The sequence below is a fragment of the Pontibacter diazotrophicus genome (assembly GCF_003367245.1).
GTDB classification, from domain to species: Bacteria; Bacteroidota; Bacteroidia; order Cytophagales; family Hymenobacteraceae; genus Pontibacter; species Pontibacter diazotrophicus.
On record NZ_QRGR01000013.1, the window covers coordinates 139,032 to 160,238 of the forward strand.

Below are 21,207 nucleotides of genomic sequence, written 5' to 3' on the forward strand. Positions count from 1 at the left end.
GTTGTCGGAGGGTAAATAAAGATTGGGTGCCCTATAGGAGCACCCAATCTTTATAATTATAATCCACCAAATTAATTGTATCCTGGGTTTTGATAATCACTTGTAACGCCTTCCATAGCGTCTAACTGACCTTGCGGAATAGGGCGCAGGTAATGATAGGGTTGAATGTTGCGCGTTATTGTTTCAGCCGTATGGTCTCCGTAGGCGTTTCCGGCAATTTCGTACGTGGAAGCGAGATCTTCCCATCTTTGCGTACGGGTTAAGTCGAACCAGCGGTAACCTTCGCCGTAATATTCACGCGAACGCTCTGCCAGAATATAATCAATGTCTATTACTTCTGGCGTGGCAGCAACCATCTCTGCACTACGGTCTTCTACTTTAAGCTGGTCTCCGTTGTTGTCCCAGCGCCAGTTGCCTGCGCGTGCACGAAGCACGTTGATCAATTCTCTGGCGGTATAACCGGCTTGTGTATTGGCACCCTTCACTGCTGCTTCGGCCGCTACAAAATAGAACTCCGAGAATTTTGCAATATTGAAAGGACGGGTACTGGCAGCATTCGGCTGTCCTAATCCATCGCCACTGTCAGTGCGGTAAGGACCAAGTTTCCAAAGCCCCGGGTATACAATCCTGCTAATGTCACGTGGACCTATTACAAAATCAGATCTTCCAGGTAATTCTCCTGCTCCTATATTGCTTTTGCCTGCTCCACTAGGGTAGCTGATTGGCGTTGCCGGTTGTTCGTCCAGGAAAGTCAGGATGGCTCCACCTGGTTCAACCGGCAAACTGTTTGCGTTGTATACTACGGGTGCGTCAATGCCTGCTTTAGGCCAGTTGCCACGGTAGGTGGTTGTAAAGGTGCCATCGTAGCGGGAGTCATTTGTTTTGTCGGCAAAGGTGTTAGTGATTACACCGATCGTAGGTGCCATACGTGTCCACGGACGTCCCAGGTCTTGTGATGCTTCACGCTGAACAGAACTTATAGGATTTGTCCAATCTGGATCAGTAGCGCTTCTGATGTTGGTATAGTTCCACGTCATCATCCAGCCGGCAAAGTTTTCTGGGGCAGCGCCATTACTCCATGTAAGGCTGGATGCGTTATAAAATTCGCTTGTCTCTGTGCGGTCAGCGTACAGTAGTATTTCACTGTTGCGGTCGTTTGTCGCCACATTCACATCATAGAATGTTTCCTGCAAACTGAAAGGTCCCGGGTTTTGAATGCCGTTTATGGCCACGTCGTATGCCTGCTGAAAATACCACTGGGCGTCATGTCCGTCAGGATCAGTTCGGGGAGTCTCCGGGTAAGTAGGAATGTTATCCGGGTTTTCAAGCCACCATCCGTAGGTCAGGTAGGCCTTTGCCAGATAAAGGCGTGCAAGCGTTTGGGTTGCACCTCCGGTAACACGAGGATTTACCGGCAGATCTTCTACCGCTCTCACCAAATCTGGGAAGATGGCTCTGGTGTAGACCTCCGGCACCGTGTTGCGGGCAGAGGTTCTGGCGGGGTTTGTGTTGAACGCAAGTTCTCCTGCGCCCAAATCCAAAGGCACCCCGCCGAACGTTTTTACCAGTTCAAAGTAATCGAACGCGCGGAAGAACCTGGCTTCGGCAACCAGCGCATCCGATATAGTCCCTACTGCGGCTGCATTTTCAATAACACCGTTGGCGGTGTTAATGTTAGAGAACGCGGCTCCCCATAGTACATCGGCACGACTGTCCTGGGGCGTGATTTCACCCCGGCCAGAAAGGTCCATTACCAGGAAGTTCTGGTCTGCACTCTGCGCATAGGTCACTTCATCGGTACCGGTTTCGGTGGTGTTATAGTAGTAGGCCTGTCCGTATATGTAGCGCAGGTGGGCATACATGGATGTTATGCCACCTTGGACACCTCGCTCGGTCTGGAAAAATTCAGGTGTATAACCAGCGCGTGGCTGTTCTTCCAGAATGTCCTCGCAGGACGCCAGGGAAAGCGCCACCATTAACGCTGTTCCTATAAAAGCTTTATTTTTTATAAATTTCATCTTCATCTTATTTAGAATGTGACATTGAGACCAACCAGGTAGTTGCGCGTGGAGGGTGTGTTCGTGCCAATCGTCAGCAAACGGTTTGGCACGCCACCAGCTACAGCCACATTCTGGTCGGCGTATGAGTTGGTTTCAGGGTCCATGCCTGATGCTCTGTTGTAGGGCGAGAACAGCACAAATGGGTTTTGTGTTGTAGCGTAAAGCCGTAGACTATTCATGCCAATTTTTTCCATCCAATTGCTGTTTGTGAAGTTATAACCAAGTGTGATGGTGCGTATCTTTAGGTAGGAGGCGTCGAAGTAACCGAGGGTACTGCCATATTCAGGGTTGTCGCCGCTTCTGATGCCTGCCGGATTTGGATACCTGGCGTTGGTGTTCTCCGGTGTCCAGTAATCCACATCAACATTATTCCGGCGTCCGCTTAGCAAGTTAAGGTAGCCTGCCGAGCCGTAGAGCGTGCTGTTGAGAATTCCGCCGCGCTGAAAGGCTGCCACAGCAGTCAGATCAAATCCTTTAAACCCTACGCGGGTGTTGAAGCCTCCCTGGAAATCAGGATTCGCGTTCATGATTTGTCTGTCATCAGGCCCAATTTGCCTTACTGGCGTACCATCGGCGTTGTACTCGCCTGTATATCTTACTTTGACCATACCTACATTGCCGCCCGGCTCCAGGATATCCAGGTATGGATCTTCCTCCTGCCAAAGGCCTAATCTCTCATAGTCGTAGATGACATTGATAGGGTGGCCTACAAACAACCAGTTGGTTCTATCTTCCTCTGCTCCTGAAGCAAGCGATGTGATTTCGTTGCGGTTGCCATATATGTTGACACCGGCTTCCCATGTCCAGCCGTTGAGGTTATCCAGTATCAGACCGTTGAGCGAGAACTCCAGGCCTTTATTTTGTATGGATCCTATATTTGCCGTATAGCTGCTCACGCCCGATGTAGCAGGCAGGCCAAGGCTTAGTAGCACATTTTCGGTATTTGTTACATAGTACTCTACTGTACCTGACAGGCGGTTATTCAGGATGGCGAAGTCTAATCCATAATTCCATGTATTAGAGTATTCCCATCCCAGATTAGGGTTAGGTAGTTCCGTTACATAGTATCCGGTTTCGTAAACATCGGGGCCAAAGTTATAAGGTCTGGTGCTTAAACGTCCAAGAGTAGAGTAGGGAGGAATGCCCTGGTTGGAGGTTTGTCCGTAGCCCACACGCAGCTTCATCATGTTTATAAGGTTTACATCCTGCATAAACGTTTCTCTGGCGATGTTCCAGCCGGCAGACACGGCAGGATAGGTGTTCCACTGATAGCCTGGGGCCAGCCTGGAGGAGCCATCGGAGCGTACAGTAACGCTCAGCAGGTAGCGGTCGTCATAAGAATACATGGCGCGTCCCATCCACGACAACAATCCCCAGTTTTCATACCATTGGTCATTCGGGTTTACCGTAATTTCTCCGGCAGCCTGCCCGAGGTTGTAAAATTGGAAGGCGTCGGAGGGAATGTCTCTTGCCGCTATGCGTGAGCGGTTCATTTGCCTCTCAGAGGCAGAGTACAAGCCTACTAAATTCACATTGTGCTTTCCTGCAAAGGTACGGTCGTAGGTCAGCAGGTTTTCAAGGGTCCAGTCGGTTGTAACCTGGTTACTGACAGAAGCAGTGGAAGGGGTGGTTTCCTCCACATTGTTTATACCCGCTGCTGTATAGCCGCCACCGTGACTCTGGCGGTAATTCAGGCCAAGGTTGGCACGGTATTTTAAGCCCTCCACTCCCGGGATTTCCACTTCGCCGTAGATGGTGTTGTAGGTGGCAAAGGCCCTGGTTTCGCTTAGCCATAGATCATCTAAACCACCGTCTTCTAACATGTCTCTTGTATAGAGCCACGTCTCATCCAATGGCATGCGGACTGTTCTTTTCAAAGTGCCATCTTCGTTATACGGGTTGGCAAGAGGCGACAAGCTCAGGATGTTGTACAAGCCCACGTTGTTGCCTTCCGTCATGTTATAGTTATTGTTTGTCGTGAAGCCGACGCGGAAACGTTCACCTATTCCCTGGTCAAGGCTACCGCGCATGGAGTAACGGGTGTACTGCTGCGTAGGAATCACACCCTGATCCTGGAAGTAGCCTACACTGAAGTTGTAACGGCCTTGTTCAGTACCACCCGTAACGCCTACGTCGTGGCTCGATGTGATACCGGTTCGGTAAAGCAGGTCTTGCCAATCCGTGTCTACATCCTCCGCTTCATCCTCCCCTAACTGTCCTGCAAACTGTCCGGGGCCGGCTGCCTGGCGCAGTGCAAAAAGCTCCGGTCCGCTCATCATGTCATATCTGGCAAACACATTCTTCACGCCATGAAAACCATTGTAGCTTATCTGTGGCTTTTGCCCTGCTTTCCCTGATTTGGTAGTAACTAATACAACGCCGTTGGCGCCGCGCGAGCCGTAAATGGCGGTCGCCGAGGCATCCTTCAGGATATCAACACTCTCGATGTCATTCGGGTTGATATCGGAGATAGACCCAGGAAAGGGAATACCATCCAGCACCACCAGCGGGTCATTTCCGCCAGAGATGGAGCGCGCACCGCGAATCCGGATTTGCATGGAGGCACCTGGCTGGGAGGATGATTGCGCAAACTCCACCCCTGGCAAACGGCCTTGCAAGGCCTGCGTGATATTACCTGCTGGCACCTGGGTGATTTCTTCTGCACTAATGGAAGCAACGGAACCTGTTACAGCTTCTGCCCGCTGCGTACCATACCCTATTACTACTACCTCTTCCAGTGCCTGGGCATCTGTGCCGAGTTCCACATCAATAGTAGAACGGTTGTTTATAGGCACCTCCTGGTTTTCATAGCCAATGAAGGAGAATACCAGGGTGCCGGTGCCGTCCGGCACGTTAATCGTGTAGCTGCCGTCCGCACCTGTTGGGGCTGCCGTAGTAGTGCCTTTTAAAAGCACTGTTACACCTGGCAAGCCTGTTCCAGTCTCAGCATCTGTAACCTGGCCGGTTACCGTTGTGGTCTGCGCCATTGCCTGCACACTTACCAGCAGGTAGGCAACAAGCATCGTGGCGACTCTGATGACTTTTGGTACACGTACCAGCGAAGTCACTGATCGGGGGCATTGTGTAAAATCGAATTTCATAATTGGTGGTTTAGGAGTTGAGTAAGTATTGCTGTTCAGGTGTAATTTCCTTGGAGAAGGCAGAACCAAAGTACCTTTGGCCGGACACGCACCTGCATAAGGAGGCGTGACGTGTGAAGGGAGATGCAGCCATTGTGGACCATTTCAGGTCAATTGTAGCTTTGAGTTTGATGTGTTTGGCTATTTCCATATTTAAGTTGATTTAATAGATGGCAGTGGAAAAGAGTTCGCGAAAGAGTATGCTGGACTGCTTTCATGGTATCGGTTTCAATGCTGTCTTCTGCGTTTTATCGGTATATCATTGCTTCTGGTGTTTAAATTATGCTTAGTTATTGCACAAGTAATTTAGTTGTCTGCAGTTGAAAGATGACTTGGAATGTAGGTACATAGCTTATAATGAGTGTTTTAAGTGTATATCTCAGACCTTTGAAAATTGCAACAAATAAACGCAGTGATTTCACTAGGCAGTAAGTAACTGCTCACTAATATGTGTAAACTTGAGTATTTTTTTTAAAACATGCAACCGATTTCATAAATAGTTTTCAAGCTTGCTCTGCTTTGGGTCAATAGTACAGCAAAAAGTATCTGAGTAGGGGCTTGTGGAAATGAATTCAGATGCTTTTAAATCTTTAGAGAATTGGATTAGTTTCTTAAAACCAGTAAAATTCAATTGCACCTTAGATTAGGTGTGCCTGTAGAAGTCTTCGATGGGGTATCGGGAGGCTGGTATATTTGAAACCGATTTCAAAATTTATATCAACCAGTTCGAAGACATCAAAAAGACAAAATCAACCCAGGTTGAGATCAGCTAAGAGTGTTAAAAATTACCTGCCCAGATTAGCTCCTCCCAGTCTAATCCAGGTTAAGTTTGGATGAAATTTGAAAAGCCCTTGATATATGGCAACATGAGTTAAATAAGGAATAGAACTCCTATGCTAAAGTGAAAGGAGTAGGAGTCAGCTACTGTTAATAGAGAGTTTTATAGTGAATTAAGAAAGCCAGGTAGTTGCTCTTTAGCTTGCGGGCAGGCTGTCATGTTACTTTAATATATTAGCCAGTAATCTACGATAGCAGCTTACCAGTAGCACCAGTGATGTGTGCCGGGGCTGAACCAATAAGGGGCAAGCATTATGAGAAGAGTGGCGGATAGAGCTGATTCTAAGCTGTCCGCTGACAACTATACAGAGACGGGCAAAGGTTGAAATCATATAGAACAGGAGGGTAGGGGGCTGGCGCGAGCCGTTTACCTGCTAAACCTGCTTGCCTTGGCAACCGGTCCCTTGTTAATGAGTGTCATTATGCGTAGCAACAAAGCTGGTGTTGCCTGTTTGGGGGATAATAGGGTGTTTTACAGAAAAAATTCGAGTAGGCCACTGCTTGTTTTATATAGCATAAATACACCTCCCGCTCCAAAGAGCGGGAGGTGTATTTATAAAGCATTACAACTGTTGTAGTTAATAGCCAGGGTTTTGGGCAAAAGCGGTGGCACTACGGTCAACCTGAGTTTGAGGAATCGGTCTCAGCACGTGGTGGGCCTGTATATTAGGTGCAGCTGCCTCGTTGTGTGCCTTCACCCTCTCAATCAGTATTCCCCAACGCTTTAGATCCAGCCATCGCATCTGCTCACCTATCAATTCTCTTTCCCGCTCTTCGATGATAAACTCCATGTCCAGCTGATCAGCTGTAATTTCCATGGCACTTTCCTGGCCAGGCCACGCTGCTCTGCGGCGTACCATGTTGATGTTTTCAACAGCTTCAGCAGTTTGACCTGCCTGGAGCTGCGCTTCAGCCAGCATCAGGTAAGTGTCCGCCAAACGAAATGCGATGTAATCACGGCCGCCTTCAAATTGTGTACGGTCTACGCGGCCGGCATCCATGTGTTTGGTAAGTGCGGGGAACAAGCGCTCATCATACCGGCTGGGCACCAGTACCTGGTACGGCCGCTTCGCCATTTCCGCAGCTGACATCTCATACCCTGGCATATAGATGGCTGTATCGCCCTCGGCAAAGGTCACAGAAGGCTTGGTCGTGTCGAAGGACGTGTTATAGGTGCCCGGTTTGTTGCTGTAGTACGTGTCCTTAAAAGACTTCTTATAGCGGCTGTCGATTTCCCGGTCTGTGAAGATCTCGTTGAGCGTGTACTCGGTAGGCATGTAGCGTTTGAACGGCCGGCCATTTTCTGTGTCACGCTGCATTCCAGGCAACACGTCGTACTCCATCAGGAAAAACACGTGCGTATTGTTGCCCCCTCCGTTCGTCAGTGGGTCGCGGGTGTACTGCACAGACCAGATAACTTCGTCGTTCATCTCATTGCCCTGTCGGTGAACATCCGCAAAGTCAGGAAGAAGTCTTAAGCCATAGTTGTTGATCACGTTTTGAAACAGCGGGATGGCATTGGCATAATCATCAGCCGCCGCGGCCTCCGAAGTGGCCTTGGTCAGGTATACTTTCCCTAGCAGGTGCTCAGCGGCAGGGCGTGTGGCACGACCGTATTGTGATGATCTGGCTGCTGCCTCCAGATCAGGAATGGCCTCTGTCAAATCTCTGATGATCGCCTCGTACTGTGCTTCTACCGTAGATCTGGAAACGTCCTTGGTGGGTACCATGGTTTCTGTCAGGCGCAGGTCAACTCCGCCAAACAGCTGCGTCAGGATGAAGTAATGGTGGGCCCGGATGAATTTAGCTTCCGCTATCCGCTGCTTCTTAACCTCTTCGTCCATCCCAGTCACAGCGGGAGCACGCTCAATGATAGCGTTCGTGGTGTTGATGCCGCGGTACAACTCATCCCAGAGCTCCCTTACGTGGCCATTTTGTGTATCAAACTGGGTCGTGTACGTATTCATGAACTTCCACCCTCCATCTGCTCCATTGGTATAGGTATCTGTGCCGAATATGGTGAAGTTATTTCCCCGCTCCGTGCCATACCAGGTGCGCATAGAAGAATAAGCGGCGTTCACGGCATCATTCATGCCTTTGGCCGTATTCATGTAGTCGTTGCCTATCCTGGAAATTACTTCTTCGTCCAGGGTGTCTTCGCAGGCAGGGGCACCCATCAGGAGAACACCCAACAGGCCGAGCCTGGCCAAACCCAAAGCTTTGTTTTTATATATCTGATTCATGGTTATTCTGGTTTAGTCTTAATTAGAATCTTGCATTGATACCGAAGGTGAACACTTTGGTAGCAGGGGCCACGTTAGCATTTATTTCTCCTCCGCCTACACCCTGGTCTCCATCCACATAAGTCTCCGGATCGATGCCCTGGTACTTAGACCGGTATGAAGCGAAGATAAAGGGCTGCTGAATGCTGGTATACACCCGCAGGCTCTCCATCTTTAACTTGGAGGCAAAAGAAGCCGGTACATTATACCCTAAATTGATGTTCCGCACCTTTAGGAAGGAACCGTCGAAGTACGTCAGGGAGCTGGCGTATTTTGGAAATTCCTGGGTAACAACCGGCTGCGGGAAATTATTGGTAGGGTTGTTCGGTGTCCAGTAGTCTACATCCAGGTTGTTGTAGCGTCCTGCCAGGAGGTTGGCGTTATCGTGGAAGCGGCTTCTGATCAATTGTCCGTACCGGCCAAACACAAAGAAGGAGAAGTCAAAGTTTTTGAACGTTATGCGGTTGGTGATACCCCCGGCAAAGTCCGGAACGGCGGAGCCCAGTATCTGGCGATCATCTGCATTTATCTTTCCGTCATTGTTTATGTCTTCCACTCTAACCTGCCCTACTTTATCCTGGTATATCAAAGCCTCATCGGCTTGATCTGCCTGCCAGATACCTAACTTTCTGTGATCATAAAATACCGAAAGGGGTTGCCCTATGAAGCGCCCGGCGGCTACGTCATCTACTTTGCCGTCGGCTAGTTCAATGATGGCTTCGCGGTTACGGGTGAAGACAAAGTCAGTAGACCAGGTGAAGTCTCCTTTGTCAACGTTCACTGTTGTAAGCGTCACTTCAACTCCTTGGTTTCGTGTGTGTCCGATATTTGTTGTGAACCCGCCAAAACCAATGGATGTCGGTAATGGCTGTGGAGCCAGCAAGTCAGTTGTATTGGTCACATAGTACTCGAGGCTACCAGACACTCTACCGCTGAAGAGGCTGAAATCCATACCGGCATTGGCCGTTCTGGATGTTTCCCACCTCAGGTCAGGGTTTCCGATAGTATTGGGACGGTAGCCAAAAGCAGCGGCATTATCCCAGGCGTAAGACGTGCGGCCTAACAGCGCCTGTGTCTGGTATGGGTCAATCGCGGTGTTTCCAATTACTCCGTAACTCACGCGTAGTTTGGCCATGTCCAACCAGTTAACACCAGACATGAAGGATTCTTCCGAAAGGTTCCAGCCTAATGCTACAGAGGGGAAATAGCCGAATTTAGTGTTTTCCCCGAAACGGGAAGAACCGTCTGCCCGCATTGTGGCGGTGAGCAGGTACCTGTTTTTGAAGTCATAATTAACCCGGCCCATGAACGATAGCAACGTCCAGGTGCGGAGGTCGGTATTGGCCCCGGTAATCTGGCTTGCATCTCCTAAGCGGTAATATTCCTGGTTTTCGTCCGGTATTCCCAGCACGTTGATAGACGAGTTCTCGAAACGGTCTCTCTGAATAGACTGAAGTCCGGTGAAGTTCAGGTTGTGCGCCTCGTTGAATTGCTTGCTATAAGTAAGGATGTTTTCAAGCGTATAGTTGAGGACGAACTCCTCATACACACTTCCTGTGGGTGCTCCGCCCCGGCGCGCATTGGTTTGCGAGCCTGTAAAACGACCGCTTCTTCTTACTGTCACGTCAGGCCCAAAATTCAGTCTGTATTTCAGTCCATCTGCAATGTCCCATTCGCCATAGATACTGTTGAAGATCCGGTAGCGCTTGGTTTCGTCTACCTGGGCACCGTCCACAATCTCAGCCAGCGGGTTAGTACGCAAGCCATCGTTAGTTGGTAAAAAGTTCAAGGATCCGTCGTCGTTATAAGGCTTGCCCAGCGGGTTTTCAGCAAAAGCGCCTCCTAGTGGGTTAAAGTTCTCACCATTCCGGATGCTGTACACAAACAGGGAAGAAGTACCTACCCTTAGCCTGTCATTGATTTTATGATCCAGGTTTACGCGGAAGGTATAGCGGGAAAAATCCTGCTTTTTCACTACCCCTTTGTCCTCGAAGTAGTTACCGGAGATATTGAAAGTCGTTTTTTCGCTACCCCCCGATACGCCCAGCTGGTGGCTCTGAATCATGCCGGTACGCAGCATGGCATCTACATAGTCGGTGCTGCGGCCTGACCGGATGCTCTCCAGTTCTACAGGTTCAAATATCTTCTCATCAGCATCGTCGGTGGCAGGTCCCAGGGGGTACTGACCGATAGCTCTTCTTGACTCCCGCTTATACTCTGCAAACCCTGGGCCGTCAAGTACCTCAATTCTTCCGAGGGGGCTGTTTATACCCACAAAAGTATCATAGGTTACAGATGTTTTGCCTGCTACACCTCTTTTGGTGGTGATGAGTACAACGCCGTTGGAGCCACGGGAACCATAAATAGCTGTGGCGGAAGCATCTTTCAGCACCTCCATAGAGGCAATATCCTGCGGGTTGATATCATCGATTCCACCGGAGAGCGGAATGCCATCCACTACATAAAGCGGGTCGTTGGAAGCGTTGAAGGAACGGCGACCCCTGATTCGGATTTGCGGTCCGGCTCCCGGCTTGCTACCTGCCTGCACCACGTCTACCCCGGCTGCCCGGCCCTGAATAGCCTGGCGGGCGTTCGTAATCGGCATTTCGCTTATCTCTCTGGAGGATAAAGAGGAAATAGCCCCGGTTACCTGGCTTTTCTTCTGGGTTCCATAGCCCACCACCTGTACTTCCTGCAGGGCTTTGGAATCTTCGGTCATGGATACGTTGATAGTAGCCGGACCGGTAAAAGGCATTTCTTTGGCAGTGGTGCCGATAAAGGAATAAACCAGGGTGCCGGGAGATTCAGGCACAGAAAGGGTGTAGTTTCCGTTACCATCCGTAGAAGTTCCTACTGTGGTTCCTTTAAGGACGACTGCGACACCAGGAAGCGCCTCTCCCTCAAGCGTTACTTTACCGGTAATCTGCCACGCAAAAGGATTAGCCGCGGTGGCGAAGGCTGCCGGCGAGAACATGCTTCCCGTCACGATGCCGATCAGCAAGAGGCAAAGCCGGCCTTGCCATAAGTGTATAGAGTTTTTCATGCACGGTTTGTTTAAGGTAAGTAAAACATTAATTATTTATGATTTTATTGGAACTATAAAGCATTATAGATGATCTAAGGCTGCTTTTAAGGGTGATTATGGACTTAAGAATTCATGTAGTTTATTTTTTTATTGAATTAAATTTGGAATCGATTGCAGTTATTACATGTTTTTTTTGTCTACCACTGCTTGAGCTTAAAAATTTACATACCGAGGTTTGGAGCATTAACTCTTGGCTAATCTCTTGCTCTTGTAATGCAGGATATTTTCGATGTTATACTATTCTTATTTTTGTTTTGATTATTACTGCTGATTCTTTAGGTTTAGTCGGATTGTTTTAGCTTCTCTGGTTTTAGAATTTCCTGTCTACTATACCAAAGGAGTAAAACTGACTGCTTAAAATCGTAATTCTTGCAATTGAGCGAAATCTTCGTCTTTTCTTATGGAAGATTTACTTTGGAATCGATTGTGCTGGGCGTGGGAGGTATAATAATCTCTTACCGCTCTTATTATTCTAAATGTCTTTGAATGAAATAAGGCTTCCTGTTTATATTGATAAGTGAGTAATCAGTTACAGCTTATAGCGTTGAAAGATAGCTAATTATTTTGCATCTCCAAATGTTTTTAAGCAAAAAGAAGTAAAGCGGAAAAAGTTTAAAGGCGCAAAGCTCCTGTTGACACTCCCAACAAAACAAGTCTGCGTAAAGAAGCTTGGGTAGTGTCGTGGAAAATCAAATCCAGCGGGCAATAAATAGAAAAAAAGGAAGCGCATATCAACTGTAAACAACCTGAGGCAGGCGTTTCTACTTACGCTTTAAGAATCATCTTTTGAGCCTGTTGCTGGGCTTTTAGCGCTAGTTCTGTAGCCAGAAAGCAATGCTCCTGTGTCATGGCTGTTTCGGTGCGGTTTAATATGTCATCCACTAATTGTTCGCCATAAGGCAGGGGTACCTGGCTGCAATCAATATACCGGGTCTCTTTGTGGTCTGTCAGGAAAAGGTGATTGCCGCCGTCTCGTCCGGCAATGTCTATGTTTTTGCGAATTTCTATGAAGCCGTCTGTGCCGAGTATCGTCAGGCGTCCGTCTCCCCACGATTTCAACCCATCAGGCGTAAACCAATCAACTCGTATATACCCCGTTCCTCCGTCGCCGCGCACCATTACGTCGCCAAAATCTTCAAATGCAGGGTATTGCGGGTGGTTTACATTACCTACCTGCGACGCCATAATGTCAGCCTTAGTAGTACCCGTGAAGTATAGGAACTGATCGAACTGGTGGGAGCCTATATCTGTGATAATGCCGCCAAAATGCTTGCGGTCAAAGAACCAGTCAGGCCGTGTTTTTGAGTTCATGCGGTGCGGCCCCAGGCCAATCGTCTGCACCACTTTGCCAATAGCCCCCGCTTTCACCAGTTCTCCAGCCTTAACAGTTGCCCGGTTCTCGAAACGTTCGCTGTACATGATGGAGTAGATGCGCTTTGTTTCTTTCTGCACACGACGTACTTCAGCCAATTGCTCCAGTGTCGTAATACCGGGTTTGTCTGCCATATAATCTTTGCCGTGGCGCATCACCCGGATACCAAGCGGAGCACGTTCGTTAGGGGTGATGGAGCTAAGAACAAGGTGAATAGAATTGTCTTCCAGTATCTCTTTTTCACTGCGAACAAGCTTTGCCTCCGGAAAGCGTTTGGCAAAGGCTTCTAGAAGTTCAGGCTCTTTCGCATAGTAAGAAACAAACTCACCGCCGCCTCGCTTAATAGCGTTCACCTGGCCGTATATGTGGCCGTGATTTATCCCGATGACGGAGAAGCGGATACGCGGGGCAACCACAGCTCCTTTATTCTCCTCCTGGCCACTCTTCAACGACTTAGCGGACAGGCTTTCCGGTGAGGCCATTGCTTCCTGAGGAAAGGCTGAAAACATGGCCAGGCCGGCTGCAGTTGTAACGGTGTCTCTGATAAACTTACGGCGTTCAAATGGAAAGCTTTTCATGTTCTGTATGAGGTATGGTGAGTGATTAGAAGAAATATGTGTGCAGGCGCTTGCTATCTCCTGGAAGTAGGGTTGCCTTTTTGTTTCGCCATCTCCAGTGCCTTTGTTGTGGTGTAGTATTTTGCAATCATGTTAGGCACTTCCCAATCCGGCATTTTTCCTTCAGCTAAATACAGGAGGAACTTCTCTGTAACCTGTCCGAAGTGCGCTTCATGGCCATCATGATATTTTTCTGGTGCCGTAACAACCCAGCCGTTCCCGGATTTGCTTATTTCTACCCCGGGATACTTTTGCTGTACGGTAGCCATGTTTGCTCGCAGCGTTTTTTCAAAGGCATCTAAATCAGTTCCTTTGGCTGGCTCAATAGAGAGTTGAGGCTTATAGCCTTGTTCCTGCCCCTGGCGAATCACTAGGTTGGCTTTCGTGCCCCGCATCAAAGAGAAATGGGTGTCGCCGGCCCCTTCAGGTGCTTTGTAGTTCCAGATAACAGATACTTTCACGTGGATGCCTTTTACCTGGTAATTGATTTCGCCGTTGGAGTACACTGCCAATGAACTGTCTTTCCCTATATCTTTTGATAGGTAGGCCGGGTAGGCAGCCAGTCCGGTTGCTTGATTGAATTGGGCTGGGCTTAGGTTTGTTGCCCAGCGGCGGGCGCCTGTAAGGATAATATCCTGCTCATAATCGATGGCCTGCTCCGGAAAGCATTCCCATTGTACCAGGTCTACCAGGTGTGTGGTGACATCTACTATGCCCTCGCCCTCCTGTGTAACGTCAAAAAACCAGGCCGGTCGCTTTAGTGGCATACCCGAAACATACTTAAAGAAATGGTGGACGCTTTCCTTCGTAATAGCCGGATCAGCAGGCGTGCCTTTCTGCAAAGTTCCGAAAACCTCGGGCAGCATAGAGAACTCCCGTTGCAGCATGGTGGTAATTTCGTAGCGCTCTGTCATGATGTCGTAGAGCAGTACATTGTTTTTTTCGGCCGATGCAAAAGCCTCTTTCAGTAAACCAAAGCTTTCTGTGTCGATGGCCATGGGTTTGTCAGCCAGCACATGCAAACCAGCATCTACGGACGTTTTAATGTACTCCGTCTTTTTCTGGTTATTTCCAGCGATGACGACCACATTGCCCGCTTTATCAGCTAGCATTTTCTGCAGGTAATCATCTCCGGTATACACCTCTTCCTTCCATTGCGTAGGTGCTTCCGGTCGGGTATTATATGCCTCAATCTTTTTGAGATGCTCCTGTACGTCGTCTCCTGCGGGCGCATATACATGCACCACCGGATCTACGTTGTCATACATGCTCTTCTGCACCAGCGCAGCATGAAAATGACCCGGATTCAGGGTAATTAATTTTATTCTTTCCGAAGAAGTCACCGTTGCCTCGTTATTGGCAGCAATAGCTTCTGTGTTGGTTTCCTGTGTCTTGGTTGAGCAGGAAAGCATGACGGATAAAGCTGTTGCCGTGAATGTTAAAGTGGAAATTCTATGTAGCATAACGGAAGGATAAGGTCTGAATTACGGAAGAGGGTTGTCTTTAGTGGTAGCGTATGCTTTCGTGTAATTCAGGCTTTTGCTTTGGCTCGCTACAAAGTGCATACCCTGCAGGACATGCTTCATGAAAATTGGGTCTTCATACGAAAGCTTGTCATGCCCCAGGGTCGTTATCCAAATGGTGCCGCCGTCGAAATTCTGGTACCAGGCGGCCGGGTAATAATCTGCAAATGGGGCGGAGGCGCTTTTTATCTTCTCTTCTTCTTTTTTATCTAAAGAACTTAAGTCGTGCGCCATCACTACTTTTATGCCCGGGTATAGTTCTTTCAAAAAATAACATTCGTCGGCTCTTTCCCATACTTCCGGCAAACCCTGTACTGTTGGATGTGCCTTATCCATTACCTTCACCTTGATTGGCTGGAAAGTGGGATGCCATAAAAAAGTGCCTCCTACCATCTGTTTAAACCATTTCCAGTTCCGTTCGGTGCCGGTAACAGAATGCAGGCCTACAAAGCCTCCTCCTGCTTCGATGTACCGGCGGAAAGCCACGCGCTGCTCATCCGTGTCAAACACATCGTTGTTGGTGCTGGGGAACATAAGAAAGGTATACTTCTTTAAATTCTGTTCTGTGAAAGCTGCCGGGTCATCCGTGACATCTACCTTGAACCCCTTTTCCTGGCTGAGCTTTTGAATAGCCTTTACCGCATGCGGAATGTTGTCATGCACATAGCCTTTCCCGTTCTTAGTATACACCAGCACATTTACTTTCTTCCAATCAACTGTGTTGGCAGGTTGTGCATAACTGTAGGAAGTCAGGGTTCCTAACAGGAAACAAAAGAGAATAAAGTAAGAGAGTGGCTTCATAAAACTAACTGGAGGAAATTAAAGATTGAAAGTTTTTTAACTAATCGCCCATGGCGAACGCTGCGGCCGTGATAGCATGCTGTTTGCTTCATCGTCATTCCTGAAGCGTTCTTTGATCGGATCCCAGTATACTTTTCGCTTCAACTTCATGGCAATTTGCTGAACAAGGCAGGCAGAGCAGGAGCGGTGCCCCACCTCAACAGGGGCAATAGGGGGCTGCCGTGTTTTGATTGACTCCAGCCAGTTTCCATGGTGCTCTTTGCTATCTGTTAAATGGATTTCGTTCGGTTCTATAACAGAAGTGATGATCTTGGAATTGCTGGCTGTGAGTGCTTTGCTGCCTTTTTTCTTGGACACCGGGTCGCTGGCAGTAGCGGCATAATCACCACGGGTTACAAAGATCCATCCCTCAGTGCCTTCAAACTTAATCCCGTTATCGAACTCATTATTCACAATCATTTTCACGCCATTCGCATACAAGGACTCTGTCTGAAACTTGCCATGCACATCCCACAGTCCGGATGCAGGGTATTCGGCCCATCCTGAAACCTCTATTGGGCCGGTATATTCAGTATCCATTGCCCAATGCGCACTATCAATATGGTGGGAGCCCCAACCCGTGATCATGCCGGCACCAAACTGCTCACAACGTAACCAGCCCGGTCTGGCCTCAATGCTGTTTTGAGGATGTACCCGGTTCTCTGTGTAGTACACATAGGGGGTAGTGCCCAGCCACATGTCGTAATTCAGGTTTTCCGGGATGGGCATCGGCGGCTCTTCGTCTCCGCCCGGATCGCCTGGTAAACCAATCGATACTGTTTTTAACTCTCCAATCCGTCCGTTCCGCACCAGCTCGGCAGCGTAGCGGAACTGCGGCGAAGAACGTTGCTGGCTTCCTATTTGCAGAATACGGCCTGTCCGGTGAACAGCGTTACTCATCGCTCTGCCTTCACTGATGGTGAGAGAGGCCGGTTTTTGCATGTAAATATCTTTTCCTGCCTCGGCTGCCAGAATAGCAATGGGGGCGTGCCAGTGGTCGGGCGTGCTAATAATAACGGCATCAATGTCTTTGTTTTGTATCAGTTCCCGGAAGTCTGTATATAAGGTCACGCCATCATAAGCCTTCCCGTTATTCTTAGCATAATAGTCGTTCACGAACTTTTTGCCGATCTCAGCCCGCTTGCTGTCCACATCGCAAACTGCCATTATTCTTGCCGTGTCATACTGCATCACTCCCGGCATATCATGGCCAAGGGAAATACGCCCCGTGCCAATGGCGCCAACGTTGATGCGATTGCTGGGTGCATTCTTGCCAAATACAGATGCCGGCAAAATGGTCGGAAAGCCACTTATCCCCAGGGAAGTGGTTAAAGCTCCTGTTGCTGTAGCTTTGATGAAATTTCTCCTGTTAATGGCGTTTTCAATGTGCTGCATTGCCTTCTAGTTTAAGAGGTTAGACTTATGATTGCTGGGAAAAAATTGCTATTATCTATAATGCCATGCTGTTACTGGTACCAAAAGAGGGTAAAGAGGAGTAATTTATAGAAAAGCTTAGTGCTGGCAGATGCTGGCAATCAGGCTTTTGGATAAAATATCAGTTGCCAGATCTTATTGTATAAATGTGATTGGCCTTAGTATGATAAGGTAGTGTCTCTTGCTCTGAATTTGTAAATGATAATGCTGTTTTTTTCCAGCAACAGCTATGTCAGGCTTCCCTATAGCTTCTACAGGTAATCCCCGGCTACGTTTAGCCAATGTAAAGTTAATTGGCGCTTCGGCAGCTTTTAGAACCATAGCAGCAGCAGTTTTTTGTCAGAAGTTCTGTTAGTGCTCATTCACAACTTGTACTTTTTACAATATATACATAATTGTTCTAGCAAGCGCAATATACGGGAGCATAATGTAAGTAACTACTCACTAATGTAAATGTGAATATATTCTTTGGTAATTGCAACCGATTTCATAAATTTGTTTCGATAAGGTTGGTAGGTAGGAAATCCTGCAGTAGGAGGGATGAATGCTTCGTTGATAGCTACTGGTTGATAGTTGCTGTATGATATGATGTTTAAGCTGAAGAGTGTAAATTCAAGGGTGAAGAAAATATCCCTTACTTGTTGCCCAAGGAAGAGTACTAAGTGAGAAGGATGTTTAGCTCTGCTTTTAATTCCTGATAAGTTAGGGACGCAATCAATTTCTAGCCTTGGATTGATAATGAATTAATAATGGATAAGGAAATAACCATTTACGATATAGCGAAAGGGGTCGGGTTTTCACCTACCACTGTCAGCCGTGCGCTGAACGACCACCCGGCCGTGAACAAAAAGACAAAGCAGCGGATTTATGATATAGCCGCCCAGATGGGCTACCGCTCTAACCTGTTTGCCAGCAATCTTCGCAGGCAACACACCAACACCATCGGCGTTATCGTGCCGATTCTGAACAGTAACTTTCAGTCGTCTGTGATGGCAGGAATGGAGAAAGTGGCGAATGAGGCCGGTTATAACCTTATTATAAGCCAGTCGCTGGGAACGATGGAGAAAGAGATTGCAAACGCCAAGACCATGTATAACAGCAGGGTCGATGGTTTACTGGTGTCTTTGTCGCATGATTCTGAAAGTATAGAGCACTTTGAGCCTTTTTTCAAAAAAGGCATTCCTGTTATATTCTATGATCGCGTAGCGGAGCATAAGCAAAGCACCAGCATCGTGATAGACAATGTGCAGGCGGCTTACAAGGCGACCACCCACCTGATAGAGCAGGGTTGCCGCAACATTGTGCACATAACAGGTAACCTGAAAATCAATGTGTACACCGACAGGCTAAAAGGCTTTAAGTACGCGCTGGTAGATAATGACCTTCCTTACAAGAAAGCTTCCGTTATTGCAACGGACCTGACGGAGGAAGCGGGTATTAAAGCGGCAGAGCAAATTCTGAAGATGGACCCGCGGCCTGATGGCATTTTTGTAGCAAATGATTTTTGCGCTGTAAACTGCATGAAAGCCCTGAAGCAGGCAGGCATTGCCATACCGGATGATATTGCCGTTGTCGGTTTCAACAACGACCCTATTACGAGAGTAGTGGAGCCGAACCTGACAACCATAGATTACCCCGGCTATGAAATGGGGGAGGTGGCTGCCAGAAATCTGACTAACTACCTGGACGCTTTATCAGATGTTAACATAACAAACACAGTCACTCTAAGGTCAGATTTGATTGTCAGGGAATCATCCTTAAAAAAGAAGTTGAAGAAATAGCGCCTTTGCACTTTCTTCTTTCATCAAATACAAATAGCAAAAGCTTTACATACTAGCATCACCCCTTTACCTTATGAGACATAGACTTTTTTTTATTCTTCCGCTCCTGCTGCTTTTTTTTGTAACTGATTACTTACATGCTGATGACGGATACAGGCTGTGGCAGCGGTATGATAAGATAGAGGATGCCGCTAAACTAAACGGCTATCAGCAGGCGCTGGCGGAAGTGGTTTTTGAAGGTAACTCGCCCACGCTGCTGGTAGCTCAAAAAGAACTTAAAGACGGGCTTAGTGGCCTATTGGGTAAAGCCGTTCCTGTGTCCCAAAGGATAACGCAGGCTGGAGCTGTTGTAGCGGGTACCCCAGCTAGTTCAGCACTTATAAAATCACTTGGGTTAGAAAACAGGCTGAAGCCAGTGGGGGACGAAGGATACCTGCTGCTCACGACAGACATCAACGGTAGAAAAAGCACCGTCATTGCCGCCAATACAGATGTAGGCGTGTTGTACGGCACATTCCATTTTTTAAGGCTCCTCCAGACCCACCAGGACATCAACAGTCTTTCTGTTGCAAGTGCCCCCAAAATAAAGCACCGCGTGCTGAACCACTGGGACAACTTGGACAGAACCGTGGAAAGGGGCTATGCCGGCTTCTCGCTCTGGGACTGGCACAGGCTACCGGGCTATATCGACCAGCGCTACCTGGATTATGCCCGTGCGAATGCGTCTATCGGTATCAACGGCACTGTGCTGACGAATGTAAATGCAAACGCACTTGTCCTTACAAAAGAGTACCTGGTAAAAGTAAAAGCCCTTGCGGATGCTTTCCGGCCCTATGGCATTAAAGTATACCTCACGGCCCGGTTCAGTGCCCCAATGGAAATTGGCGGGATGAAAACCGCTGACCCGCTGGACCCGCAGGTACAGGCCTGGTGGAAAGAGAAGACAAATGAAATATACAGCTACATTCCTGATTTCGGCGGTTTCCTGGTGAAAGCTGATTCGGAAGGACAGCCAGGCCCCCACAACTATAAGAGAACGCAGGCAGACGGCGCGAACATGCTGGCCGATGCGGTGGCACCCCATAACGGTATTGTGATGTGGCGGGCATTTGTGTACAGTGAGCATACGCCTGATGACCGCCACAAGCAGGCTTTCAATGAATTCAAGCCATTAGATGGCAAGTTCCGCGACAATGTACTGGTGCAGGTAAAGAACGGTGCCATCGACTTTCAGCCGCGTGAGCCTTTCCACCCACTGTTTGGCGCTATGCCCAATACGAAGTTGATGATGGAGTTCCAGATTACGCAGGAATACCTGGGGCAGGGAACAAACCTGGCTTACCTGGCGCCTCTATACAAAGAAGTGCTGGAGTCAGATACCTATGCCAAAGGCAAGGGCTCAACCGTAGCCAAGGTAGTAGACGGAACGCTGGACAACAACAAACTGTCAGCCATAGCAGGTGTCAGCAACATTGGCACCGACCGCAACTGGACAGGGCACCAGTTTGCGCAGTCTAACTGGTATACCTTCGGCCGCCTCGCCTGGGACCACTCCATTTCCTCCGAAGAAATAGCCGATGAGTGGATCAAGATGACCTTCACGAATAAAGATAAGTTTGTGGATCCTGTAAAAACGATGATGCTGAACTCGCATGAAGCCATTGTAAATTACATGACGCCGCTTGGCCTGCACCACCTCATGGGCTGGTCACACCACTACGGGCCGGGGCCATGGATAAAGGATAAGCCGCGCGCCGACTGGACCTCCGTGTACTACCACCAGGCAGATGAAAACGGGATAGGATTCGACCGCACCAAAACAGGCAGTAACGCTGTTGCCCAGTATTTCCCCCCGGTACAAAAGCAGTTCGGCAATATTAAGAAGTGCCCGGAGAAATACCTGCTGTGGTTCCATCACGTGCCCTGGGATTATAAAACGAATTCAGGCAGAATACTCTGGGATGAGCTGGCGTACCGCTATACTGCTGGCGTAGACACGGTGCGGCAGATGCAGCAAACCTGGAATACGGTGGAGGGAATGATAGACGAAGAAAGATTCAATCATGTGAAAATGCTCCTTGCCGTTCAGGAACAGGAAGCCAAGTGGTGGCGCGACGCCTGCCTGCTTTATTTCCAGACTTTCTCAAAGAGACCTATACCACAAGGCCTGGAAGAACCGGAGCATACACTGGAGTACTACATGCAACTGGACCCTAAGTTTGTTCCCGGTATTTAA

Annotated in this window: 10 protein-coding genes; 2 read left to right on the plus strand and 8 right to left on the minus strand. The window is 48.5% G+C overall.

Features of this window, described 5'->3' with window-relative positions:
- Positions 1-71: 71 nt before the first annotated feature.
- From DXT99_RS13620 to DXT99_RS13655, 8 genes are all read right to left on the minus strand, one after another.
- The gene (locus DXT99_RS13620) at positions 72-2,018 is read right to left on the minus strand and encodes a RagB/SusD family nutrient uptake outer membrane protein (protein ID WP_115566110.1); all 1,947 of its coding nucleotides are present in this window, start codon (positions 2,016-2,018) and stop codon (positions 72-74) included.
- A gap of 11 nt (positions 2,019-2,029) precedes the next feature.
- On the minus strand, positions 2,030-5,161 hold the full coding sequence (locus DXT99_RS13625) for a SusC/RagA family TonB-linked outer membrane protein (protein WP_115566111.1): 3,132 nt from the start codon (positions 5,159-5,161) through the stop codon (positions 2,030-2,032).
- Positions 5,162-6,615: 1,454 nt separating this feature from the next.
- Positions 6,616-8,280, minus strand: a complete 1,665-nt coding sequence (locus tag DXT99_RS13630) for a RagB/SusD family nutrient uptake outer membrane protein (protein WP_115566112.1) — start codon at positions 8,278-8,280, stop codon at positions 6,616-6,618.
- Between the two features lie 22 nt (positions 8,281-8,302).
- Entirely contained in the window at positions 8,303-11,362 is a 3,060-nt protein-coding gene (locus tag DXT99_RS13635; RefSeq protein WP_115566113.1) for a SusC/RagA family TonB-linked outer membrane protein, read from the minus strand.
- Between the two features lie 807 nt (positions 11,363-12,169).
- Complete coding sequence (locus DXT99_RS13640) at positions 12,170-13,354, minus strand: Gfo/Idh/MocA family protein (RefSeq protein WP_115566114.1); 1,185 nt, start codon at positions 13,352-13,354, stop codon at positions 12,170-12,172.
- 53 nt (positions 13,355-13,407) lie between these two features.
- Entirely contained in the window at positions 13,408-14,805 is a 1,398-nt protein-coding gene (locus tag DXT99_RS13645; RefSeq protein WP_220273391.1) for a putative oxidoreductase C-terminal domain-containing protein, read from the minus strand.
- Between the two features lie 72 nt (positions 14,806-14,877).
- The gene (locus tag DXT99_RS13650; protein ID WP_115566116.1) at positions 14,878-15,717 is read right to left on the minus strand and encodes a ThuA domain-containing protein; all 840 of its coding nucleotides are present in this window, start codon (positions 15,715-15,717) and stop codon (positions 14,878-14,880) included.
- Positions 15,718-15,753: 36 nt separating this feature from the next.
- Positions 15,754-17,151, minus strand: coding sequence for a Gfo/Idh/MocA family protein (locus DXT99_RS13655; protein WP_115566117.1), 1,398 nt, complete (start codon positions 17,149-17,151; stop codon positions 15,754-15,756).
- Between the two features lie 788 nt (positions 17,152-17,939).
- On the opposite strand from DXT99_RS13655, the gene DXT99_RS13665 reads away from it, so the two are divergent.
- A complete protein-coding gene (locus DXT99_RS13665) occupies positions 17,940-18,971 on the plus strand; it encodes a LacI family DNA-binding transcriptional regulator (RefSeq protein ID WP_115566119.1) in 1,032 nt (343 codons plus the stop codon).
- 73 nt (positions 18,972-19,044) lie between these two features.
- A complete protein-coding gene (locus DXT99_RS13670; protein ID WP_115566120.1) occupies positions 19,045-21,207 on the plus strand; it encodes an alpha-glucuronidase family glycosyl hydrolase in 2,163 nt (720 codons plus the stop codon).

What these genes read in the sequence shown, in the direction of transcription:
- DXT99_RS13620 (WP_115566110.1), bottom strand. Translation starts at nt 2,018, where the DNA reads ATGAAATTTATAAAAAATAAAGCTTTTATAGGAACAGCGTTAATGGTG.
- DXT99_RS13625 (WP_115566111.1), bottom strand. Translation starts at nt 5,161, where the DNA reads ATGAAATTCGATTTTACACAATGCCCCCGATCAGTGACTTCGCTGGTA.
- DXT99_RS13630 (WP_115566112.1), bottom strand. Translation starts at nt 8,280, where the DNA reads ATGAATCAGATATATAAAAACAAAGCTTTGGGTTTGGCCAGGCTCGGC.
- DXT99_RS13635 (WP_115566113.1), bottom strand. Translation starts at nt 11,362, where the DNA reads ATGAAAAACTCTATACACTTATGGCAAGGCCGGCTTTGCCTCTTGCTG.
- DXT99_RS13640 (WP_115566114.1), bottom strand. Translation starts at nt 13,354, where the DNA reads ATGAAAAGCTTTCCATTTGAACGCCGTAAGTTTATCAGAGACACCGTT.
- DXT99_RS13645 (WP_220273391.1), bottom strand. Translation starts at nt 14,805, where the DNA reads ATGCTTTCCTGCTCAACCAAGACACAGGAAACCAACACAGAAGCTATT.
- DXT99_RS13650 (WP_115566116.1), bottom strand. Translation starts at nt 15,717, where the DNA reads ATGAAGCCACTCTCTTACTTTATTCTCTTTTGTTTCCTGTTAGGAACC.
- DXT99_RS13655 (WP_115566117.1), bottom strand. Translation starts at nt 17,151, where the DNA reads ATGCAGCACATTGAAAACGCCATTAACAGGAGAAATTTCATCAAAGCT.
- DXT99_RS13665 (WP_115566119.1), top strand. Translation starts at nt 17,940, where the DNA reads ATGGATAAGGAAATAACCATTTACGATATAGCGAAAGGGGTCGGGTTT.
- DXT99_RS13670 (WP_115566120.1), top strand. Translation starts at nt 19,045, where the DNA reads ATGAGACATAGACTTTTTTTTATTCTTCCGCTCCTGCTGCTTTTTTTT.